Origin of the sequence: Sphingopyxis sp. PAMC25046, assembly GCF_004795895.1 — a bacterium.
Classification (GTDB): Bacteria; Pseudomonadota; Alphaproteobacteria; order Sphingomonadales; family Sphingomonadaceae; genus Sphingopyxis.
In genome coordinates this window covers 4,029,893-4,050,152 of record NZ_CP039250.1, presented here as the reverse complement: position 1 = coordinate 4,050,152, position 20,260 = coordinate 4,029,893, and the positions used below count along the sequence as shown (strand labels likewise).

Below are 20,260 nucleotides of genomic sequence, written 5' to 3'. Positions count from 1 at the left end.
ACGAGCGGCGGGTTTCCCTCGCCGGAAGTCCGGAGTAATTCCGGGTCTCGTCGTGCCGTATTCGATGATGTCGGGGCCGCCCGGCGCGGGCAAATCGCTGATGGCGGCGTGCATGCCGGGCATCCTTCCCGACCTCACGCCCGCTGAAGCGCTCGAAGTATCGATGATCGCGTCGGTCGCGGGGACCCTTGAAGGCGGGCGCCTCGTCCGCGCCCGGCCCTTCCGCAGCCCGCATCATTCGGCATCGATGCCCGCGCTCGTCGGCGGGGGCTTGCGGGTGCGGCCGGGCGAGGTCAGCCTCGCGCATCTCGGCGTGCTCTTCCTCGACGAACTTCCCGAATTCCAGCGCGGCGTGCTCGATTCGCTCCGCCAACCGCTCGAAACGGGCGAGGTCAGCGTTGCGCGCGCCAATGCGCATGTCACCTTCCCGGCGCGTGTCCAGCTCGTCGCCGCGATGAACCCGTGCCGCTGCGGCCACCTCGGCGATCCGGCGCTTGCGTGCAGCCGCGCGCCGCGCTGCGCCGCCGACTATCAGGCGAAGCTCTCGGGGCCCTTGCTCGACCGGATCGACCTGCACGTCGAAGTACAGGCGGTGAGCGCCGCCGACCTCGTCCTGCCGCCGCCGGCCGAAGGCAGCGCGGAGGTCGCGGCGCGCGTCGCGGCGGCGCGCGATGTGCAGACCGCGCGCTATGCCCAGCACAAGGCGCGCACCAATGCCGAGATCGATGGCGAACTGCTCGAAGCGGTCGCGACGCCCGATGATGCCGGACGCAAGCTGCTCGCGCAGGCGGCCGAGGCGATGCGGCTTTCGGCGCGCGGTTATACGCGCATCCTGCGCGTCGCGCGAACGATCGCCGACCTTGCCGCCGCCGAATCCGTGGGGCGCATCCATATCGCCGAGGCATTGAGCTATCGCCGGCAGGCGCCGAGGAACTGATGGAACCCTTCACTTTCGAGGCCGACATCATCGAATGGCGCGGGCCGGCGCCCTTCCTCTTCGCCACCGTTCCCGACGATCATATCGGCGCGATCCGCTATGCCGCGATGACGGCAAGCTATGGCTGGGGCGTGGTGCCAGTGGTGGCGATCATCGGCGGTACCGAGTTCGCGACGTCGCTGTTTCCACGCGGCGGAGGCTATCTGTTGCCGGTCAAACGCGCGGTGCAAAAAGCCGAAAGCGTCGGGATCGGCGACCGGATCGCCGTCGCTCTGCGGGTCGGCCGACCCGAAGTGTGCTGAAGCGAATTTGCCCGATGGCAAAGATTTCACAACATATCGATGTCATATGGCGAAGATGACTGCGACTGGCGATCTGGTGAAAGCGTGGCGCGGCCGGCTGTGGCTCGGCCTGTCGGCGCTGCTTCTCGTCCTGATCGCGGCCCCCGCGCATGCGCGCGCGCTCGATGTCGAACGCGACTTCTGCCACGCGGTGAGCGACACCGCGCTGGGCGACGACGCCTTGTCCGGGCTTCGCTTTTCGTGCCGCGGCGCGCCGGCGGGCTATCAGCGGGGGAGCCTGTGGTTACGCGCTCCGCTCGACGGCGCAGTACCACGCCGCGATCTGGCACTGATGGTCCATAATTCCCGCTTCGACAGGCTTGCGGTCGGCTTCTCCTATACCGACGGCGCGACGCGCTGGCAGCGGGTGCGCAGCGGCGATTTCGCCTCGCACTGGCGCGCCGGCGGACAGATATTGTTCGAGGCACCGGGTCGCGGGGTGCCGCTCGCCGCGGTGACGATGCGTTTCGACGGGCTTTCGGGGCACCAGTTCGTGCGGGCGCGAATCCTTACGAAGGACGAGGCGGGAATGCAGTCGGCGGGCATGGCGGCGGCAGTCGGCGCCGCGCTGACCCTGCTGCTCGTCAGCGGCATCTACAGCCTTTCGCTCGCGGTCGCGGTGCGCCGCCAATATCTCGCTTGGCAGGCGGCGTGGGCGGCAACGATGCTACTCTGGGGTACGCTCTGGTCGCAGGCACATCTGGGGCTCGTGCCGTGGGCTGCGGGAACGATCACGGCGCAGGCCGGCACCTTCCTCGCTTGCCTCGCCATCGCCGTCGCGACCGCCAGCGCGGTAACCGCCGTCGAACGCGGCACCGTGCCCAGCGGGCTCCGGACCACGACGCTCCTCCTCGGCGCCGGTGTCGGCCTCGCGGGCATACCGCTGGCGCTCATCCGCGGCACTAGCCTCGCTGCGCTCGCCGACCTCCTCGGGCTCCTTGTCATCGCCGATTTGATGATGGTCGTCCTCTATCTCGGCTGGGCGTGGCGGCGCGGGTCGATCGAGGCACGCGACTTCCTTGGCGCCTGGGGGCTGCCCATGGCGGTGCTGGCATTCATTCACATCGTCGATATCGAGGACGGCTTCTGGGGCGGCGGGTCGAAGCTCGTCGTGCTCGTCGCCGCGACGTGGCAGGCGCTGTGGCTCGCGGCGGCGGCGACACGCCGCCTTGCCTATCTGAGGATCGAGCGCGACCATGCGCGCGATGCCGAGGCCCAGGCGCAGCAGCTGGCGCGCCGCGACCCGCTGACCGGTCTGCCGAACCGCCGCGGCTTCATCGACAGCGTGACGCCGCTGCTCGACCGCGCGCGCGCCGACAATTTGCCGGCGGCGCTGCTCCTCGTCGACATCGACCGGTTCAAGTCGATCAACGATATTTTCGGTCACGAGGCGGGCGACGCGGTGCTGTGTGGTATCGGCCGCCGGATCGAACGCTGGGAAGGGCCGATGTGTACCGTCGCGCGGCTGGGCGGCGAAGAGTTCGGATTGCTGACGATCGGGATGGAGGGAATCATCCTCAGCCGCTTCGCCGAAAGCATCCGGCGCGGGATCGCCGCGTGCGATCATAGCGAGGCAGTGGGTGAGCGGCTGGTGACCGCGAGCGTCGGGGTCGCCGAGGTGCGGCCGGCGTGCGATTTCAAACAGCTCTACCGGCTCGCCGATGAAGCCCTTTACGACGCCAAGCGCAGCGGCCGGAACAGGGTCGCCGTCCAGCGCCACCAGAATGACGCGGGGCGTGCATCCGGACGCGAGGTCGCCGTGTCGAAATGACGGAAATTTATTGGGGCCGCGCCGATGCGCGGCTCCAGTCAGAGTGCGGCCGACTTGTTCTCGACGACCTCCAGCGGCGGCGGCGCTTTTGCCGCCACTGCACCATGGCGGCGATGCGAGAGCTTGCCGTCGACTTTGCCGCCATTCTCGATGGTGATGCTTTCATAGACCACATCGCCGGTGATCCGCGCGGTCGCGTGAACGATCAGCGTCTTGGCTTCGATCGACCCGTCGAGCAGACCCGCGATCTTCGCGGTCTCGGCGGTCACTGCGCCCTTGATCTCGCTCGCTTCGCCCTGGACGAGATTGGCGCATTTGAGGTCGCCCTCGATCTTGCCATCGACGTGCAGGTCGACGCTGGCGGCGACATTGCCGGTGACGACGACGTCCGATCCAAGGATTGAAAAGGTCGTATGACGCGCGCCGGTCGCCATCTTAGCGGGCACCGCGGGCGGCAGCGAGGGAGCCGACTCGCTGTCGGGCATCGGCTTTGACTTCGAGAACATCGGCTTTTGCCTCCAGGAATCTACGTGGATTGACCGCTTCGCCGTTCAGGCGGACTTCGAAATGCAGGTGACTACCGGTCGAACGGCCCGTCGAGCCCATCTTGGCGATCTGCTGGCCGGCGGTAACCTGCGTGCCGACCTTGGCGGTGAACCCCGACAAGTGCGCATAGCGCGTCAGGATACCCTGACCATGATCGACCTCGACGACATTGCCATAGCCCGACTTCTGGCCGACGAAGCTGACGCGGCCGGGCGCCGCGGCAAGGATTGGGGTGCCGATCGGGCCGCGAAAGTCGAGACCCGCGTGCATCGCGCCCGCGCCTGTGAAGGGGTCGCTGCGATAGCCGAAGCCCGATGACATCATCATCACGTTGGCAGGATTGCCCGACGGCACCGCGACCAGCGTGCGTTCGAGCACCTCCATGCGGAACAGCGCGCTGTCGAGCGCCGCGAAGCTGGCGCCCAGCGTCTTGGCTTTGCCCATGCGGTCGCGATAGGGGATAAAGGGGCCACCGCGGCCGGCGGCGGCGTTACGGACGAGCCGGTCGGGGTTGAGGCCGAGTGCTGCGACTGCGATTTCGGCCTTCGCCGCACGGCCCTTGACCGCCGCGAGCAGGCGGCCCGCGAAGGCTTCCTGCCGCGTGGCGAGCCGCGCGAGGATCTGCGCTTCGGGAGGCAGGTTCGGATCGATCGCGCTGGTCTTGACGGGCTCGGCTGGAACGGCTGACTGCTGCGCCGCCGCTTCGGCGGGCACCGCCGCCGGATCGATCCCGAAATGGGTTTCGGCGACGCTTTCGAGCAGCGCTTGGCGCTCCTCGAGATCGGCCGCGGTTTCCGCGACGCGATCACGATATTTGGCGATACGCGCTTCCGACGCGGCTGCCGCTGCTTGCTGATGCGCCACCGCGGCGCGTTCGTCGGCGGTGAGCAGCTGGTTGATCAGCACGGCAAGCGTTGCGCCGGCCCAGGCGAGCAGCACGATGCCGGCGATCAGCGCGACGCGTTTCTGCCAGACGGCGCTGACACGCAGGAATCGGACATGGCCGTGCGTGCGAACGAAGATTTCATGGTCCTGAAACAGCGCAGAGACGCGCTGGCGCAAATCGCGCAGGCCCGTTGTTTTCGACGACAAGTGGCGACCCCATCTTGTTTGTTTTGTGGAGCCCTCCGCCCCGATTGATGCGCGCCTTATCAGGCCAATTGGCCCCGTGCGAATCTTTGCGCGCCGAGTCGGGTTGAATCGAAACCATCGCGCGGTGAACGGTGTCAACTTGCGCGAATGCTACCAATTTGGCCGGATTCTACAGGCGAATCGGTCTTTTATATTGACGGCTTGCTTACCCTTTTGGGCTAGGGCTAAGCGGGTGAATATCATGGCCGAATCCGCTATCTCCGCCCCGAACGAATCGCCGCGCGACGTATCCGCGCCGACGGGCGCACGTCCGCGTTCGGCGGTCAGCACGGGGGTCGGCATTGTCGGACTCGCCGGTTTGGTAAGCTATTTGCTCATCGCGCGCTTCGCACCGGAAATCGCGGCTTTCCTCGGCATCGATTGGGGATCGCGCGGGCCGATGAGCGGGCCGAATTCGGCGATCGCGAGCGTATTCGCCTGCGGTTTGCCGATGGTGCTTTGGTCGGTCTTCGTCGACAAAGTGCATCGCAATCCGTCGACCGGGATCGATTGGGCGCAGCGCCGCCCGTGGCGCGAAACGCTCGATATCAGCCTGACCAAACTCGCCGGCCTGTGGGCGACATGGGGTCTGATCGCGCTGATCTATGCGACGATGCGTTATTATTGGGAGGGCAATTACGCTTTTTCGATGAACCTGCTCGAGACCGTTGCGCCGTGGCTGCTCCTCGTCTCGGTTCCTTATATGCTGTGGCTCGACCGGCGGATGGTCGAGCCGCGCGACGGTTGCTGGCAATTCGGGCGCTGGCTCATAGCGCCGGGCCAACCCGTCGACGGCAAGGCGATCGGGCATCATCTGCGCGCCTGGGCGGTGAAGGGCTTTTTCACCGCCTTCATGTTGTCGATCGTCCCGGGCAATTTTTCGGGGCTCGTCACCGTGCCGATGAGCGAGGTTACCGCCAATCCCTATCTGACCGGGCTGTGGGCGATCAATTTTCTCTATCTGGTCGACGTCCATATCGCGACGGTTGGCTATATATTGACGCTGAAGCCGCTCGACGCGCATATCCGCACCGCCAATCCCTATGGCATGGCGTGGGTCGCGGCGCTCGTCTGCTACCCCCCCTTCATCCTGATGAACGGCGGTCCGCTCGATTATCAGGTCCATGGTTCCGACTGGGGCTATTGGCTCGCGGGGCATGAGGGACTGCTCATCGTCTGGGGGACCCTGCTGGTGCTGCTCACCGCAGTCTATAGCTGGGCCACGATGGCGTTCGGCATCCGCTTTTCGAATCTGACGCACCGCGGCATCATCACGCACGGGCCGTATAAATACACCAGGCACCCGGCCTATATTTCGAAGAATATCACATGGTGGATCGGCTCGCTGCCCTTTCTCGTGACCGCGGGCGGCTGGATCGAGGGCGCGCGCAATGTCGCGCTGCTCGGGCTGGTCAGCGGCATCTATTACTGGCGCGCCAAGACCGAAGAGAAGCATCTTCTCGCCGATCCCGCCTATACCCAATATTGGAATTGGGCGCAGACCCATGCGCTGGTGCCGCGCCTGTTCGCCCGGATGACCGGTCGCACGCGCCCGCTCATCCGGCTCGAACCCGACGAGCGAGTGGGCCCGGTCGCCTAGCTTCCGTTCTTCCTAATTCGTGACGCTGTGGCTTGCGGCGGCGGCCTCGGCCGCGCGGCGGGCCTGCAGATCGGCATGGGCCCGATTGATCATGCGCCACGCCTTTTCGCAGCGCTGCTGGTCGGAAGGCCGATCGCTGGCGCAAAGCTGATTGAGCCGCGCGAGGACGGCCTTGGGGCTGTTATCGGCGCCCGCAGGAAAGGCCCGGACATATTCGCCGAAGCTGTTCGAGCCGATCGCGGCGGCCGAGTTGATGTCTATGCCCTGCGCCGCGGCGGCCGTGGAAAACAGGGCAAGCGCGGTCAGGCTGGCGGTCAAACGGATCATCATCGACTCCCGCATCATTGGTTTGCATGTCGATGATAACATGGAAAGATCGCGATACGAAGCCCGGCCCGCGCGGTGCTGGAACCGCGCGGGCCGGGGCAATCATCAGAACTTCACGCCCGCCTCGACACCCCAGATGCGGGGTTCGTTGACGTAGCTGGTCAGATTGTTGAAATCGATGCCGCCGGTCGGCGATTCATCATTGGTGATGTTGCGCACGAAGCCCGCGATGTCGAAGCGGTCGGTCCTATATCCGACGCGCAGCCCGCCCTCGATCATCTTGTCGTCCGAAAATTCGACCGAGCGATAGAGGAAGAACTGCACCTTCGAACGATAATACCAGTCAGTGAAGGCATAGATCGCGCCGTCGCCGACCGGGATCTCGTAACCCGCGGTCGCATTGAGCGTCCATTTCGGCGACTGCGGCAACTGGTTGCCGTCAATCGAGAAGATGCCGGGGCTGCCCGGGCGCTGCGGATCGAGTATGGTGCACGGCGTCGCCGAGCCGCAGCCCGCGACGAAGGCGTTGGCATCGTCGATCTCTGCGACGTTCCAGGCGCCGCCGACCGAGAAGGTCAGCCCGCGCGCCGGCGCCGCCTGCAACTCGGCCTCGATGCCATGGCCCTTGGCGTCGACGTTGAGCAGGCTCGCGACGTTCGCGGTGCCGCCGACCGCGGTGAGCTGAAGATCCTTGGTGTCGAAATAATAGCCGGTCAGGTTGAAGCGGACCCGGTCGTTCAGGAACGCGGTCTTGATCCCCGCTTCGTACGACATCGTTTCTTCCTGATCGGCGGTCGAGATCGTCCGCGCAAAAGTCAGGCGACCCTGCACCGACGGCGCGCGATAGCCGCGCGCGACGCGGGCGTAGAGCGTCAGCGCGTCCGACGCTTCATAGCTCGCGCTGGCGTCCCAGGTCAGCAGCTTGCCCTTGACTCGCGCGGCCTGCGGCGGGACCGGCGTGTTCGGGTTTACGACGAAGTCGGGGCGCGTCTCGACCGGACGCGACGCGACGAAATCGCGCGTGTCGTGATTGTAGCGCGCGCCAGCCTGCAGCTTGAAGCCACCCTCGAACTCATAATTGACCGAACCGAAGATGCCATAGGCTTCGCTGTCCTGCCGCTGGATCGCGATCGCCGACGGGGTCGCGTCGGTCGGGCCGCCGAATTCGAAGCTCGAAATGTCCAGCTTTTCATCGAAATAGAAGGCGCCGAACTGGTAACCGAGACCGCCGCTGTTGTTCGACGCGATCCGGATTTCCTGCGTGAACTGGTCGAGGCTCGGCACATTATCCTGGCTCTGCGCCTGGAAGGGGATGAGGCCCGGACCCGATTCGGGCAGGAAGACCGCACCAAAGCCGCCGTCGATGTCGCCGCGACTGCGGAAATTGCCGTTCCAGTAAGAGGTGATCGAGTAGGCGGTCACCGGCCCGAAATCATATTCGAGGTTCAACGCGGCATTATAGGTGTTGAGCTTCTGGAAGTTGACCCCGTCCTGCCAGACCTTGTCGCGCTCGAATTCGGTACCGGCCCCGCCGAGCCCGACAAGGCTGTTGCTGCCCGGCACTTGCGTGTTCGCGCGGAAGATGATCGCCGAGCCGTCATAGACGCGGACCTGGCCGGTGACGCGGCCGGTGAAGGGGCCGCTTTCATATTGGAGCTGGAGGCGCGCGGCGATGTCGTCATAGCCGCCGAGATCGTCCTTCTTCGTGGTCGCGATATTGTCGACCCAGTCGTCGCGGTGCTGATAGAGGCCCGAAAGGCGGACCGAAAAGCCGCTGTCGTCGGCGGCGCCCGCCGCGACCTCGACCTGGCTCGTGCCGTAACGGCCATAGCTGACGCGGGCATGGCCGCCGGTCTTGCCGGGCTTGACGGTGTCGAACTTGACGATGCCCGCCGGCGTGTTGCGGCCGAACAGCGTGCCCTGCGGCCCGCGCAGCACTTCGACGCGGTCGAGATCGAAGATCGGAAAGCCCTTGAGGATCGGGTTTTCGAGCACGACGTCGTCATAGACCAGGCTGACCGGCTGCGACGCGTTGAGGTCGAAGTCGGTGTTGCCGAGCCCGCGGATATAAAAGCGCGGGAAGGTGCGGCCGAACGAGCTTTCGATGTTCAGACTGGGGACGCGGCCCGCGAGCACGCGGACGTCGGCGCCGGTCGAGGTGATCGCGCCGAGCGTGTCGCCCGACAGCACCGAGACCGCGACGGGCACGTCTTGCAGGCTTTCTTCGCGGCGCTGTGCGGTGACGACGATGTCGCCAAGGCCGCTGTCTTCGGCCACGGGATCGACGGGCGCATCCTGCGCGGCGGCGGGAGCGGCCCAAGTCGCGGCGGCGAGGGCAAGGCTTATAGCGGTAGCGGAAGGAAAGTGGCGCATGGGCGGCTTCCTGAAACAGAGTTGACGATGGGAGAGCGGAAAACCAAGGCTCTTTGGCGACGCGCGCGCGCGCGATCAATCGCGGAAATGCGCGGCGCTGACGTTCGTGTCAGCAGTGTTGCGAAATTGCTGCACTTTGGCGATCGCCCCGCCGCCGTTGACACCTCGTGGTCCCAATCCTATATTGCGCCCATACCCCTTCGTCCGAGATAGGGCCTGACTTTGCGCAACAGGCTGTACGGATAGGGCGGCGGGGATTTCGAGATGCGTTGGAAAGCTGCGGTAAACCGGCAACGGTTCGTCGCGGCCTTTTTGCGTCTCTCCCGCGCTCGCGAGCTATTTTCTTAAGGCGAGACAATCACTTATGGCGACCAAGGCGAAGTCGGTGGGCAAGGCCCTCGAAGCAACCGCAAGCAAGCGAATCCGCAAGCTGTTCGGTAACATCCACGAAGCGGTGGAGATGCCCAACCTCATCGAGGTACAGCGCGAATCCTATGAGCAGTTTCTGCGCTCGGATCCTTCGATCGGTTATGTTTCGGGTCTCGAAAAGACGCTGCGCAGCGTTTTCCCGATCCGCGATTTCGCCGGCACCGCCGAGCTCGACTTCGTCCATTACGAACTCGAAGAGCCCAAGTACGACGTCGAGGAATGCCGTCAGCGCGGCATCACCTATGCGGCGCCGATGAAGGTCACGCTGCGCCTGATCGTCTTCGAGGTCGACAGCGAAACCGACACCCGTTCGGTGCTCGATATCAAGGAGCAGGACGTTTACATGGGCGATATGCCGCTCATGACCGAGAACGGCACCTTCTTCGTCAACGGCACCGAGCGCGTCATCGTGTCGCAGATGCACCGTTCGCCGGGTGTGCTCTTCGACCACGACCGCGGCAAAACCCACTCGTCGGGCAAGTTCCTGTTCGCCGCGCGCGTCATTCCCTACCGTGGTTCGTGGCTCGACTTCGAATTCGACGCCAAGGATATCGTCAACGTTCGTATCGACCGCAAGCGCAAGCTGCCGGTCACCAGCCTGCTCTATGCGCTGGGCATGACGGGCGAGGAAATCCTCAACCATTTCTATGACCGCCTCGTCTTCGAGCGCGCCGAAAACGGCTGGAAGGTCCCCTTCGTCGTCGAAAACTGGCGCGGCTCCAAGCCCGCCTTCGACGTGGTCGACGCCAAGACCGGCGAAGTCGTCTTCGCCGCCGGCCACAAGATCAGCCCGCGCCTCGCCAACAAGGCGGCGAAGGACGGGCTCGACACGCTGCTGATCCCAACCGAGGAAATCTTCGGCCGCTACTCGGCCTATGACCTGATCAACGAAGCGACCGGCGAGATCTATATCGAAGCCGGCGACGAAGTGTCGGCCGACAATCTCGAGAAGCTCGATGCCGCGGGCATCGACAAGCTCGTCCTGCTCGACATCGATCATAACAATACCGGCCCGTGGATCCGCAACACGCTCAAGGCCGACAAGGCCGAGGATCGCGACCAGGCGCTGAGCGACATCTACCGCGTCATGCGCCCCGGCGAACCGCCGACGCGCGAAACCGCCGAAGCTCTTTTCGGCGGCCTGTTCTTCGACGCCGAGCGTTACGACCTGTCGGCGGTCGGCCGCGTCAAGCTCAACATGCGCCTGGGCCTCGATGCCGAGGACACGGTCACCACGCTGCGCAGCGAGGACATCCTCGCCGTGGTCAAGGAACTGGTGAACCTGAAGGACGGCAAGGGCGAGATCGACGACATCGACAATCTCGGCAACCGCCGCGTGCGTTCGGTCGGCGAGCTGCTCGAAAACCAGTATCGCGTCGGCCTGCTCCGCATGGAACGCGCGGTCAAGGAGCGCATGAGCTCGGTCGACGTGTCGACGGTGATGCCGAACGACCTGATCAACGCGAAGCCCGCGGTCGCCGCGGTGCGCGAATTCTTCGGCTCGTCGCAGCTCTCGCAGTTCATGGACCAGACCAACCCGCTGTCCGAAGTCACCCACAAGCGCCGCGTGTCGGCGCTCGGGCCGGGCGGTCTGACGCGTGAACGCGCGGGCTTCGAAGTCCGCGACGTTCACCCGACCCACTATGGCCGCATCTGCCCGATCGAAACGCCTGAAGGCCCGAACATCGGTCTGATCAACAGCCTCGCGACCTTTGCGCGCGTCAACAAATATGGCTTCATCGAGACGCCGTACCGCCGCATCGTCGACGGCAAGGTCACCAACGAAGTCGTATACCTGTCGGCGATGGAAGAGTCGAAGCACACCGTTGCGCAGGCGAACGCCGACCTCAACCCCGACGGCAGCTTCATCGACGAGCTGATCTCGGCACGCGAAGCGGGCGAATTCCTGATGGCCCCGCGTGACCAGATCACGCTGATGGACGTGTCGCCGAAGCAGCTCGTTTCGGTTGCAGCGTCGCTCATTCCGTTCCTCGAGAACGACGACGCCAACCGCGCGCTCATGGGATCGAACATGCAGCGTCAGGCGGTGCCGCTGCTCCGCGCCGAGGCTCCGGTCGTCGGCACGGGCATGGAAGGCACCGTGGCACGCGACTCGGGTGCCGCCATTGCGGCGCGCCGCGGCGGCGTGATCGACCAGGTCGATGCGACGCGTATCGTTATCCGCGCGACCGACATGGTCGAACCCGGCAAGTCGGGCGTCGACATCTATCGCCTGCAGAAGTTCCAGCGTTCGAACCAGTCGACCTGTATCAACCAGCGTCCGCTGGTGAAGGTTGGCGACGTCGTCCGCTCGGGTGACATCATCGCCGACGGTCCGTCGACCGAGCTCGGCGAACTGGCGCTCGGCAAGAATGTGCTCGTCGCGTTCATGCCGTGGAACGGCTACAACTATGAGGACTCGATCCTCATCAGCGAACGCATCGTGAAAGACGACGTCTTCACCTCGATCCATATCGAGGAATTCGAAGTCACCGCACGCGATACGCGCCTTGGCCCCGAAGACATCACGCGCGACATCCCGAACGTCGGCGAGGAAGCGCTCCGCAACCTCGACGAAGCGGGCATCGTCTACATCGGCGCCGAAGTCGGCCCGGGCGACATTCTGGCCGGCAAGATCACCCCCAAGGGTGAATCGCCGATGACGCCGGAAGAAAAGCTGCTCCGCGCGATCTTCGGCGAAAAGGCCAGCGACGTGCGCGACACGTCGCTTCGCCTGCCGCCGGGCGTGTCGGGCACGGTCGTCGAAGTCCGCGTCTTCAACCGTCACGGCATCGACAAGGACGAACGCGCGATCGCGATCGAACGCGAGGAAATCGAACGGCTGAAGCAGGACGCCGACGACGAGCGCGCGATCCTCAACCGCGCGACCTTCTCGAGCCTGAAGGACCTGCTGATCGGTCAAACGACCAGCGCGGTGCCGAAGGGGCTGAAGAAGGGCGATGTCGTCACCGAAGAGATGCTGGTCGAGCTGGACCGCGCCGACTGGTGGAAGCTGGCGGTGGTCGAAGACAATGCCCAGACCGCATTGGAAGCGATCAAGGCGCAGTATGACGACGCGATCAAGCGGATCAACGCGAAGTATGAAGATCGCGTCGAGAAGCTGCAGCGCGGCGACGAACTCGCCCCGGGCGTGCTCAAGATGGTCAAGGTCTTTGTCGCCATCAAGCGCAAGCTGCAGCCGGGCGACAAGATGGCCGGCCGTCACGGCAACAAGGGCGTCATCAGCCGCATCCTGCCGAACGAGGACATGCCGTTCCTCGAAGACGGGACGCATGTCGACATCGTGCTCAACCCGCTGGGCGTGCCGTCGCGCATGAACGTCGGGCAGATCCTCGAAACCCACCTCGGTTGGGCTTCGCGCGGTCTGGGCCGGCAGGTCACCCAGGCGCTCGACGAATGGCGCGACGCCAATCCCGACGCCGTCGGCGGGCAGATGCCCGCGGCCGTGCGCGACGCGCTCGAAAACGTCTATGGCGGCGAATATGTCGAGGACATCAAGTCGCGCGATGCCGAAAGCATCGTCGAACTGGCCGACAACCTCCGCGTTGGCGTGCCGTTCGCGACCCCGGTGTTCGACGGCGCGAAGGAAGCCGACGTGTCGAACATGCTGACCCTAGCGGGGCTGCACGAATCGGGGCAGTCGGATCTTTACGACGGGCGCACCGGCGACAAGTTCGATCGCAAGGTGACCGTGGGCTACATCTATATGCTGAAGCTCCACCACCTCGTCGACGACAAGATCCACGCGCGTTCGATCGGCCCCTACAGCCTCGTCACCCAGCAGCCGCTGGGCGGTAAGGCGCAGTTCGGTGGCCAGCGCTTCGGTGAAATGGAGGTCTGGGCGCTCCAGGCCTATGGCGCGGCATACACGCTGCAGGAAATGCTGACGGTGAAGTCCGACGACGTGATCGGCCGCACCAAGGTTTACGAAGCGATCGTCAAGGGCGACGACACCTTCGAGGCCGGCATTCCCGAAAGCTTCAACGTGCTCGTCAAGGAAATGCGCTCGCTGGGCCTCAACGTCGAGCTTTCGTCCTATGCGGACGAAGATGATGACGAAGGTCCGGAAGCTCTTCCCGAAGCCGCCGAATAAGATTTTTCCTCACCCCTCTCGCCCGCGGCGAGGGGGAAGAGTGGAGCCAGAATATGAACCAGCTTACCAACTTCATGAACCCGGTCGCGAAGCCCGAAACCTTCGACATGATCAAGATCGGCATCGCGAGCCCCGAGCGCATCCGCTCGTGGTCGTTCGGCGAGATCAAGAAGCCCGAAACGATCAACTACCGCACGTTCAAGCCCGAGCGTGACGGCCTGTTCTGCGCGCGCATCTTTGGCCCGATCAAGGATTATGAATGCCTGTGCGGCAAGTATAAGCGCATGAAATACAAGGGCATCGTCTGCGAGAAGTGCGGTGTCGAAGTCACGGTGACCAAGGTCCGCCGCGAGCGCATGGGCCATATCGAGCTCGCCGCGCCCGTCGCGCACATCTGGTTCCTGAAGTCGCTGCCGTCGCGCATCGGCCTGCTGCTCGACATGCAGCTGAAGCAGCTCGAGCGCGTGCTGTATTTCGAAGCCTATATCGTCCTTGAGCCCGGCCTGACCCCGCTCGAAAAGTTCCAGCTTCTGACCGAAGACGAACTGCTCGACGCGCAGGACGAATATGGCGAAGACGCTTTCTCGGCCGGCATCGGCGCCGAGGCGATCCGCGTGCTCCTCGAAAATCTCGATCTCGAGCAGGAACGCGTCGACCTGATGGAAGAACTTGCGACCACCAAGTCGGAGCTCAAGCCCAAGAAGATCATCAAGCGCCTCAAGGTCGTCGAAAGCTTCATCGATTCGGGCAACCGTCCCGAGTGGATGATCCTCGAAGTCGTCCCCGTGATCCCGCCCGAACTGCGCCCGCTGGTGCCGCTCGATGGCGGCCGCTTCGCGACGTCGGATCTCAATGACCTGTATCGCCGCGTGATCAACCGCAACAACCGTCTGAAGCGCCTGATGGAACTGCGCGCGCCGGACATCATCGTCCGCAACGAAAAGCGCATGCTGCAGGAAGCCGTCGACGCATTGTTCGACAACGGCCGCCGCGGCCGCACGATCACGGGTGCGAACAAGCGTCCGCTCAAGTCGCTCTCGGACATGCTCAAGGGCAAACAGGGCCGCTTCCGTCAGAACCTGCTCGGCAAGCGCGTCGACTATTCGGGCCGCTCGGTCATCGTGACCGGCCCCGAACTCAAGCTGCACCAGTGCGGCCTGCCGAAGAAGATGGCGCTCGAACTGTTCAAGCCGTTCATCTACGCGCGCCTCGACGCCAAGGGTCTGTCGATGACCCTGAAGCAGGCGAAGAAGTGGGTCGAAAAGGAACGCAAGGAAGTCTGGGACATCCTCGACGAAGTCATTCGCGAGCACCCGGTCCTGCTGAACCGCGCCCCGACGCTTCACCGCCTCGGCATCCAGGCGTTCGAGCCCGTGCTGATCGAGGGCAAGGCGATCCAGCTTCACCCGCTGGTCTGCGCTGCGTTCAACGCGGACTTTGACGGGGATCAGATGGCGGTCCACGTGCCGCTCTCGCTGGAAGCGCAGCTCGAAGCGCGTGTGCTGATGATGTCGACCAACAACATCCTCAGCCCCGCGAACGGCAAGCCGATCATCGTTCCGTCGCAGGATATGGTCCTCGGTCTCTATTATCTCTCGCTGGAGCGCGAAGGCGAACCGGGCGAGGGCATGCTGCTCGCCGACATGGCCGAAGTGCACCAGGCGCTGTTCACCGGCGCGGTGACGCTGCACACCAAGGTGGTCAGCCGCGTTCCGCAGACCGACGAGCAGGGCAACGAGTATCTCAAGCGCTTCGAGACCACTCCGGGCCGCATGCTGATCGGCGAATGCCTGCCGAAGTCGCACACCGTGCCCTTCGACGTCGTCAACCGCCTTCTGACCAAGAAGGAAATCGGCGACGTGATCGACCAGGTCTATCGCCACACCGGCCAGAAAGAGACCGTGCTGTTCGCCGACGCCATCATGGCGCTGGGCTTCCGCAACGCGTTCAAGGCCGGCATCTCCTTCGGCAAGGATGATATGATCATCCCGGCGTCGAAGGAAGGCATGGTCGACGAAACCCGCGCGCTGGTGAAGGATTTCGAGCAGCAGTATCAGGACGGCCTGATCACGCAGCAGGAAAAGTACAACAAGGCGATCGATGCGTGGTCGCAGTGCGGCGACAAGGTCGCGAACGCAATGATGGACGAAATCCGTGCGACGCCGAAGCTCGACGACGGCCGTCTGGCCCCGATCAACTCCATCTACATGATGGCGCACTCGGGTGCCCGTGGTTCGCAGGCACAGATGAAGCAGCTTGCCGGCATGCGCGGCCTGATGGCCAAGCCGTCGGGCGAGATCATCGAAACGCCGATCATCTCGAACTTCAAGGAAGGCCTGACCGTTCTCGAGTATTTCAACTCGACGCACGGTGCGCGTAAGGGTCTCGCCGATACGGCGCTCAAGACGGCGAACTCGGGCTACCTGACCCGCCGTCTGGTCGACGTGTCGCAGGACTGCGTCGTGATCGAGGAAGATTGCGGCACCGAACGCGGCATGGAAATGCGCGCGATCATCCAGGGCGGTTCGACGATCGCCTCGCTGGGCGAACGCATCCTCGGCCGCACCACGCTCGAAGACGTCGCCGACAAGGACGGCAACATCATCGCTCCGGTGGGCACGTTGCTCGACGAAGCGACGACGCAGCGGATCGAGGACGCCGAAGTCCAGTCGGTCAAGATCCGCTCGCCGCTGGTCTGCGAAGCGACGCTCGGCGTTTGCGGCAAATGCTATGGCCGCGACCTCGCGCGCGGTACGCCGGTGAACATCGGTGAAGCTGTCGGCGTCATCGCCGCGCAGTCGATCGGTGAACCCGGCACGCAGCTGACGATGCGTACCTTCCACATCGGTGGTGCGGCGCAGGTCAACGAGCAGTCGAACGCCGAAGCGATTTCGGACGGCACGATCGAATATCGCGACATGGCGACGATCGTCGACCAGCGCGGCCGCCGTCTGGCGCTGTCGCGTTCGGGCGAAATCGCGATCATCGACAGCGAAGGCCGCGAGCGCGCGACGCACAAGCTGCCCTATGGTGCGCAGATCATGCACAAGGACGGCGAGAAGGTGAAGAAGGGCGACCGGATTGCCGAATGGGATCCGTTCACCATGCCGCTGATCACCGAAAAGCAGGGCGTCGTGAAGTATCAGGATCTGGCCGACGGCAAGACGCTGGTCGAACAGGTCGACGAAGCGACGGGCATCGCCCAGCGCGTCGTGATCGAATATCGCTCGGCGGGCCGCGCCAAGAAGGAAGACCTGCAGCCGCGCCTGACCCTGCTCGACGACGAGTCGGGCGAAGCGGCCCGCTACCTGCTCGCGGTCGGCACGATGCTGTCGGTCGAAGACGGTCAGGAAGTGCAGGCCGGCGACGTTCTGGCGCGTGTCAGCCGCGAAGCGTCGAAGACGCGCGACATCACCGGCGGTCTGCCGCGCGTTGCCGAGCTGTTCGAAGCACGCATTCCGAAGGACAACAGCGTTATCGCGAAGATCAGCGGCCGCATTGAATTCGTCAAGGATTACAAGGCGAAGCGCAAGATCGCGATCGTTCCGGAAGAAGGTGATCCGATCGAATACCTCATTCCCAAGTCGAAGGTGCTGGAAGTGCAGGAAGGCGACCAGGTCAAGCGCGGCGATGCGCTGATTTCGGGCTCGCCGAACCCGCACGACATCCTTGATGTGATGGGCGTCGAGGCGCTGGCAGAATATCTGGTAGCAGAAATCCAGGAAGTCTATCGACTGCAGGGTGTGAAGATCAACGACAAGCACATCGAGGTGATCGTTCGCCAGATGCTGCAGAAGGTCGAGATCACGTCGGGCGGCGACACCACGCTGCTGCCGGGCGAACAGCTCGATTATCTGGAGATGATGGAATATAACGCCAAGCTGCCGAAGAATGGCGTTCCCGCGGAAGGCCGTCCGGTCCTCCTCGGCATCACCAAGGCGTCGCTGCAAACCCGCAGCTTCGTTTCGGCCGCATCCTTCCAGGAGACGACCCGCGTCCTCACCGAAGCATCGGTGCAGGGCAAGATCGACTCGCTGCAGGGCCTCAAGGAAAATGTCATCGTCGGTCGCCTCATCCCGGCGGGCACTGGCGCGGCCATGAACCGCGTCCGCGTCACCGCCTCGTCGAAGGATGCCGCGCTGCGCGCCGCCATGCGCGCCGCGAACCAGGAGCATCTGATCGCGCCGGCGACCGCCGCCGAAGAGCATGAAGCCGAACTGGCGCAGGGCCCCGAAGCCGCGATGGGTGACGATCCGCTCGGCAAGGTGCAGGGCGAGGACTTCACGTCGGACGACGTGATGGTCGAAGAACGTCCCGAAGGCGAAGGCGAGGAATAAGCTTCCTCGCGGCTTGAGCCGACAGAAATGAGCCCCGCCGGAGCGATCCGGCGGGGCTTTTTCTTTGGCGGCTTTGGGGTGGTGAGCTGCCATAGCTCTCCTCCACTTCCGTCATCCGGGGCTTGACCCGGGACCCGCCTTTTCTTCCTGACGAAGGCGAAAAGGCAAGGCAGGCCCCGGGTCAAGCCCGGGATGACGGTAATGGGAATGCCCGCTTCCGGTCGATTCCGGCCACCAGCATTGCCGATTGCCTGTCCCCGCCCCCCGCTCTAGACCTCGGTAAAGATTTTCGAACGGAGGATAGCGGGTGAGCGACGGCAGCACGGCGAGCGAAATCTATATCGGGCTTGGCGGCGGCGGGGCGGCTGACGGGCCGCGGCAGTCGCTGGTGCTCAAACGCGCAAACCGCCACGGGCTGATCGCCGGCGCAACCGGCACCGGCAAGACGGTGACCTTGCAGGGGCTGGCCGAGGGCTTTTCGGCGGTCGGCGTCCCGGTGTTCGTCGCCGATGTGAAGGGCGACCTCGCCGGCATGGCGATGGCGGGCAGCCCGACGGCCAAGGTGCATGAGCCTTTTTCGAAGCGCGCCGCCGAAATCGGCGATACGACATGGGCCTATCGCGACAATCCGGTTATCTTCTGGGACCTGTTCGGCGAGCAGGGGCACCCGATCCGCACGACCATCTCCGAAATGGGGCCGCTGTTGCTCGCGCGGCTGATGGGCCTCAACGAAGTGCAGGAAGGCGTTCTCGCAATCGCGTTCCGGGTCGCCGACGAACAGAATCTGTTGCTACTCGACCTCGGTGACCTGCAGGCGATGCTTGCCTGGTGTGCCGAGAATGCCGACGAACTTACGACCAGATATGGCAATGTGTCGAAGGCAACCGTCGGCACGATCCAGCGGCAATTGCTCACGCTCGAAAGCCAGGGCGGCGACCATTTCTTCGGCGAGCCTGCGCTCGATATTCAGGACATGATCCGCTCGGACGAAAACGGCCGCGGCTATGTCAACATCCTCGCCGCCGACAAATTGATGGCGAGCCCCAAGCTCTACGCGACCTTCCTGCTCTGGCTCTTGTCAGAGATGTTCGAGACGCTTCCTGAAGTCGGCGATCCCGACAAGCCGAAGCTCGTCTTCTTCTTCGACGAGGCGCATCTGCTGTTCGACGACGCGCCGCCCGCGCTGACCGAAAAGATCGAGCAGGTCGTGCGCCTCATCCGCTCGAAGGGCGTCGGCGTCTATTTCGTGACGCAAAATCCGATCGACGTGCCCGAAGAGGTCGCGGGCCAGCTCGGCAACCGCGTCCAGCACGCGCTCCGCGCCTTCACCCCGCGCGACCAGAAGGCGGTGAAGGCCGCCGCCGAAACCTTCCGCCCCAACCCCAAGGTCGATGTCGCGCGCGAGATCACCGAACTCAAGGTGGGCGAGGCGCTCGTCTCGCTGCTGATGGCCGACGGCGCCCCATCGCCGGTCGAGCGCACGCTGATCAAACCGCCTTGCTCGCGCGCCGGCCCCTTGGAGCCCAAGGAGCGCGCGATCATCCAGTCGATCTCGCCGGTCGAGGGCAAATATGACACCGCCGTCGACCGCGAAAGCGCCGAGGAACTGCTTGCCGCCAAGGCCGAGCAGGCGCAGGCGGCAGCGATCGAGGCAAAGGCGCAGGCCGAAGCCGACAAGCAGGCTGCGATCGCCGCGAAGGAAGAGGCGAAACGCAAGGCGGCCGAGGAGCGCGAGCGTGTCCGGCTCGAAAAGGCGGCCGCGCGCGAGGCGGCGAAACCCTCGATGGCCGAAAAGATGATGCAGTCGGCGGCACGATCGGCGGCGACGAGCCTTGGCCGACAGGTTGCGGGCAAGTTCGGCGGCCAGTTGATGCGCGGCATTTTGGGCAGTCTGTTCAAGTGACCGACGCCGCGGCGATGGAGGCGAGCCTCGTCGCCGTCGCCGACGCTGGGGTCGCCATCCGCCACGCGCTGTTCGACCGTTTCTTCGCCGCCTTTCCCGATCGCCGCGCGAGCTTCATGATCGTCGACGCCTCGTCGCGGCGGATGACCGACGAGACATTGGCGATGATGCTCGGGTTGGCGAAGGGCGAGGGCTGGGTCTGGCCGCTCGTCGCCGAACTCGTCTTCACCCATCGCGCCTATGGGCCGCTGCCAATCGCCGAATATGATGCCTTCATCGACCTGACGGTCGACGTGCTGGCCGTTGCGGCGGGCACGGCGTGGACCCCCGAAACGGCTACGGCGTGGCAGTGTCACGCCGATGCGTTGAAGGTGATGATCCGCAAGGCGCGCGCCGAATGGGAAAGCGCGATGCCGGCCGGGGTGCCGCAACGCGCCGAATAAGAATCTTC

At 64.5% G+C, this 20,260-nt stretch carries 11 protein-coding genes and 1 pseudogene; 8 read left to right on the top strand and 4 right to left on the bottom strand.

From position 1 onward, the window contains the following. Positions 1-64 precede the first annotated feature (64 nt). From E5675_RS18965 to E5675_RS18955, 3 genes and pseudogenes are all read left to right on the top strand, one after another. Positions 65-937, top strand: a pseudogene (locus tag E5675_RS18965) (ATP-binding protein); the annotation flags it as partial. Then, positions 937-1,239, top strand: a complete 303-nt coding sequence (locus E5675_RS18960; protein ID WP_136175871.1) for a DUF1905 domain-containing protein — start codon at positions 937-939, stop codon at positions 1,237-1,239. The pseudogene E5675_RS18965 and the gene E5675_RS18960, both read left to right, overlap by 1 nt. A gap of 46 nt (positions 1,240-1,285) precedes the next feature. Next, positions 1,286-3,049 carry a GGDEF domain-containing protein gene (locus E5675_RS18955; RefSeq protein WP_247594686.1) on the top strand — a complete coding sequence of 588 codons (1,764 nt, stop codon included), beginning with the start codon at positions 1,286-1,288 and terminating at the stop codon, positions 3,047-3,049. A gap of 38 nt (positions 3,050-3,087) precedes the next feature. Here E5675_RS18955 and E5675_RS18950 read toward each other — a convergent pair whose 3' ends face one another. Together E5675_RS18950 and E5675_RS18945 are read right to left on the bottom strand one after the other, a co-directional pair. Then, entirely contained in the window at positions 3,088-3,534 is a 447-nt protein-coding gene (locus E5675_RS18950) for a polymer-forming cytoskeletal protein (protein WP_247594685.1), read from the bottom strand. Further along, complete coding sequence (locus E5675_RS18945; protein WP_136175870.1) at positions 3,485-4,687, bottom strand: M23 family metallopeptidase; 1,203 nt, start codon at positions 4,685-4,687, stop codon at positions 3,485-3,487. Before E5675_RS18945 ends, E5675_RS18950 begins: the two co-directional genes overlap by 50 nt. Positions 4,688-4,928: 241 nt before the next feature. Here E5675_RS18945 and E5675_RS18940 point away from each other — a divergent pair, with 241 nt between their 5' ends. Further along, entirely contained in the window at positions 4,929-6,326 is a 1,398-nt protein-coding gene (locus E5675_RS18940) for an isoprenylcysteine carboxylmethyltransferase family protein (RefSeq protein ID WP_136175869.1), read from the top strand. Positions 6,327-6,338: 12 nt separating this feature from the next. On the opposite strand, the gene E5675_RS18935 is transcribed toward E5675_RS18940, so the two are convergent. Both E5675_RS18935 and E5675_RS18930 read right to left on the bottom strand, forming a co-directional pair. After that, positions 6,339-6,656 carry a hypothetical protein gene (locus E5675_RS18935; protein WP_136175868.1) on the bottom strand — a complete coding sequence of 106 codons (318 nt, stop codon included), beginning with the start codon at positions 6,654-6,656 and terminating at the stop codon, positions 6,339-6,341. Positions 6,657-6,758: 102 nt separating this feature from the next. Beyond that, on the bottom strand, positions 6,759-9,026 hold the full coding sequence (locus E5675_RS18930; protein WP_136175867.1) for a TonB-dependent receptor: 2,268 nt from the start codon (positions 9,024-9,026) through the stop codon (positions 6,759-6,761). Positions 9,027-9,390: 364 nt separating this feature from the next. On the opposite strand from E5675_RS18930, the gene rpoB reads away from it, so the two are divergent. The 4 genes from rpoB to E5675_RS18910 all read left to right on the top strand — a co-directional run bounded on the left by rpoB (position 9,391) and on the right by E5675_RS18910 (position 20,252). Continuing rightward, positions 9,391-13,569 carry a DNA-directed RNA polymerase subunit beta gene (rpoB, locus tag E5675_RS18925; RefSeq protein WP_037556875.1) on the top strand — a complete coding sequence of 1,393 codons (4,179 nt, stop codon included), beginning with the start codon at positions 9,391-9,393 and terminating at the stop codon, positions 13,567-13,569. A gap of 53 nt (positions 13,570-13,622) precedes the next feature. Beyond that, positions 13,623-17,906: a DNA-directed RNA polymerase subunit beta' gene (rpoC, locus tag E5675_RS18920; protein WP_136175866.1), complete on the top strand. Its 4,284-nt coding sequence runs from the start codon at positions 13,623-13,625 to the stop codon at positions 17,904-17,906. 334 nt (positions 17,907-18,240) lie between these two features. Continuing rightward, positions 18,241-19,809 carry a helicase HerA-like domain-containing protein gene (locus E5675_RS18915; RefSeq protein ID WP_136176580.1) on the top strand — a complete coding sequence of 523 codons (1,569 nt, stop codon included), beginning with the start codon at positions 18,241-18,243 and terminating at the stop codon, positions 19,807-19,809. Beyond that, positions 19,806-20,252: a globin gene (locus tag E5675_RS18910; RefSeq protein ID WP_136175865.1), complete on the top strand. Its 447-nt coding sequence runs from the start codon at positions 19,806-19,808 to the stop codon at positions 20,250-20,252. Before E5675_RS18915 ends, E5675_RS18910 begins: the two co-directional genes overlap by 4 nt. Positions 20,253-20,260 lie beyond the last annotated feature (8 nt).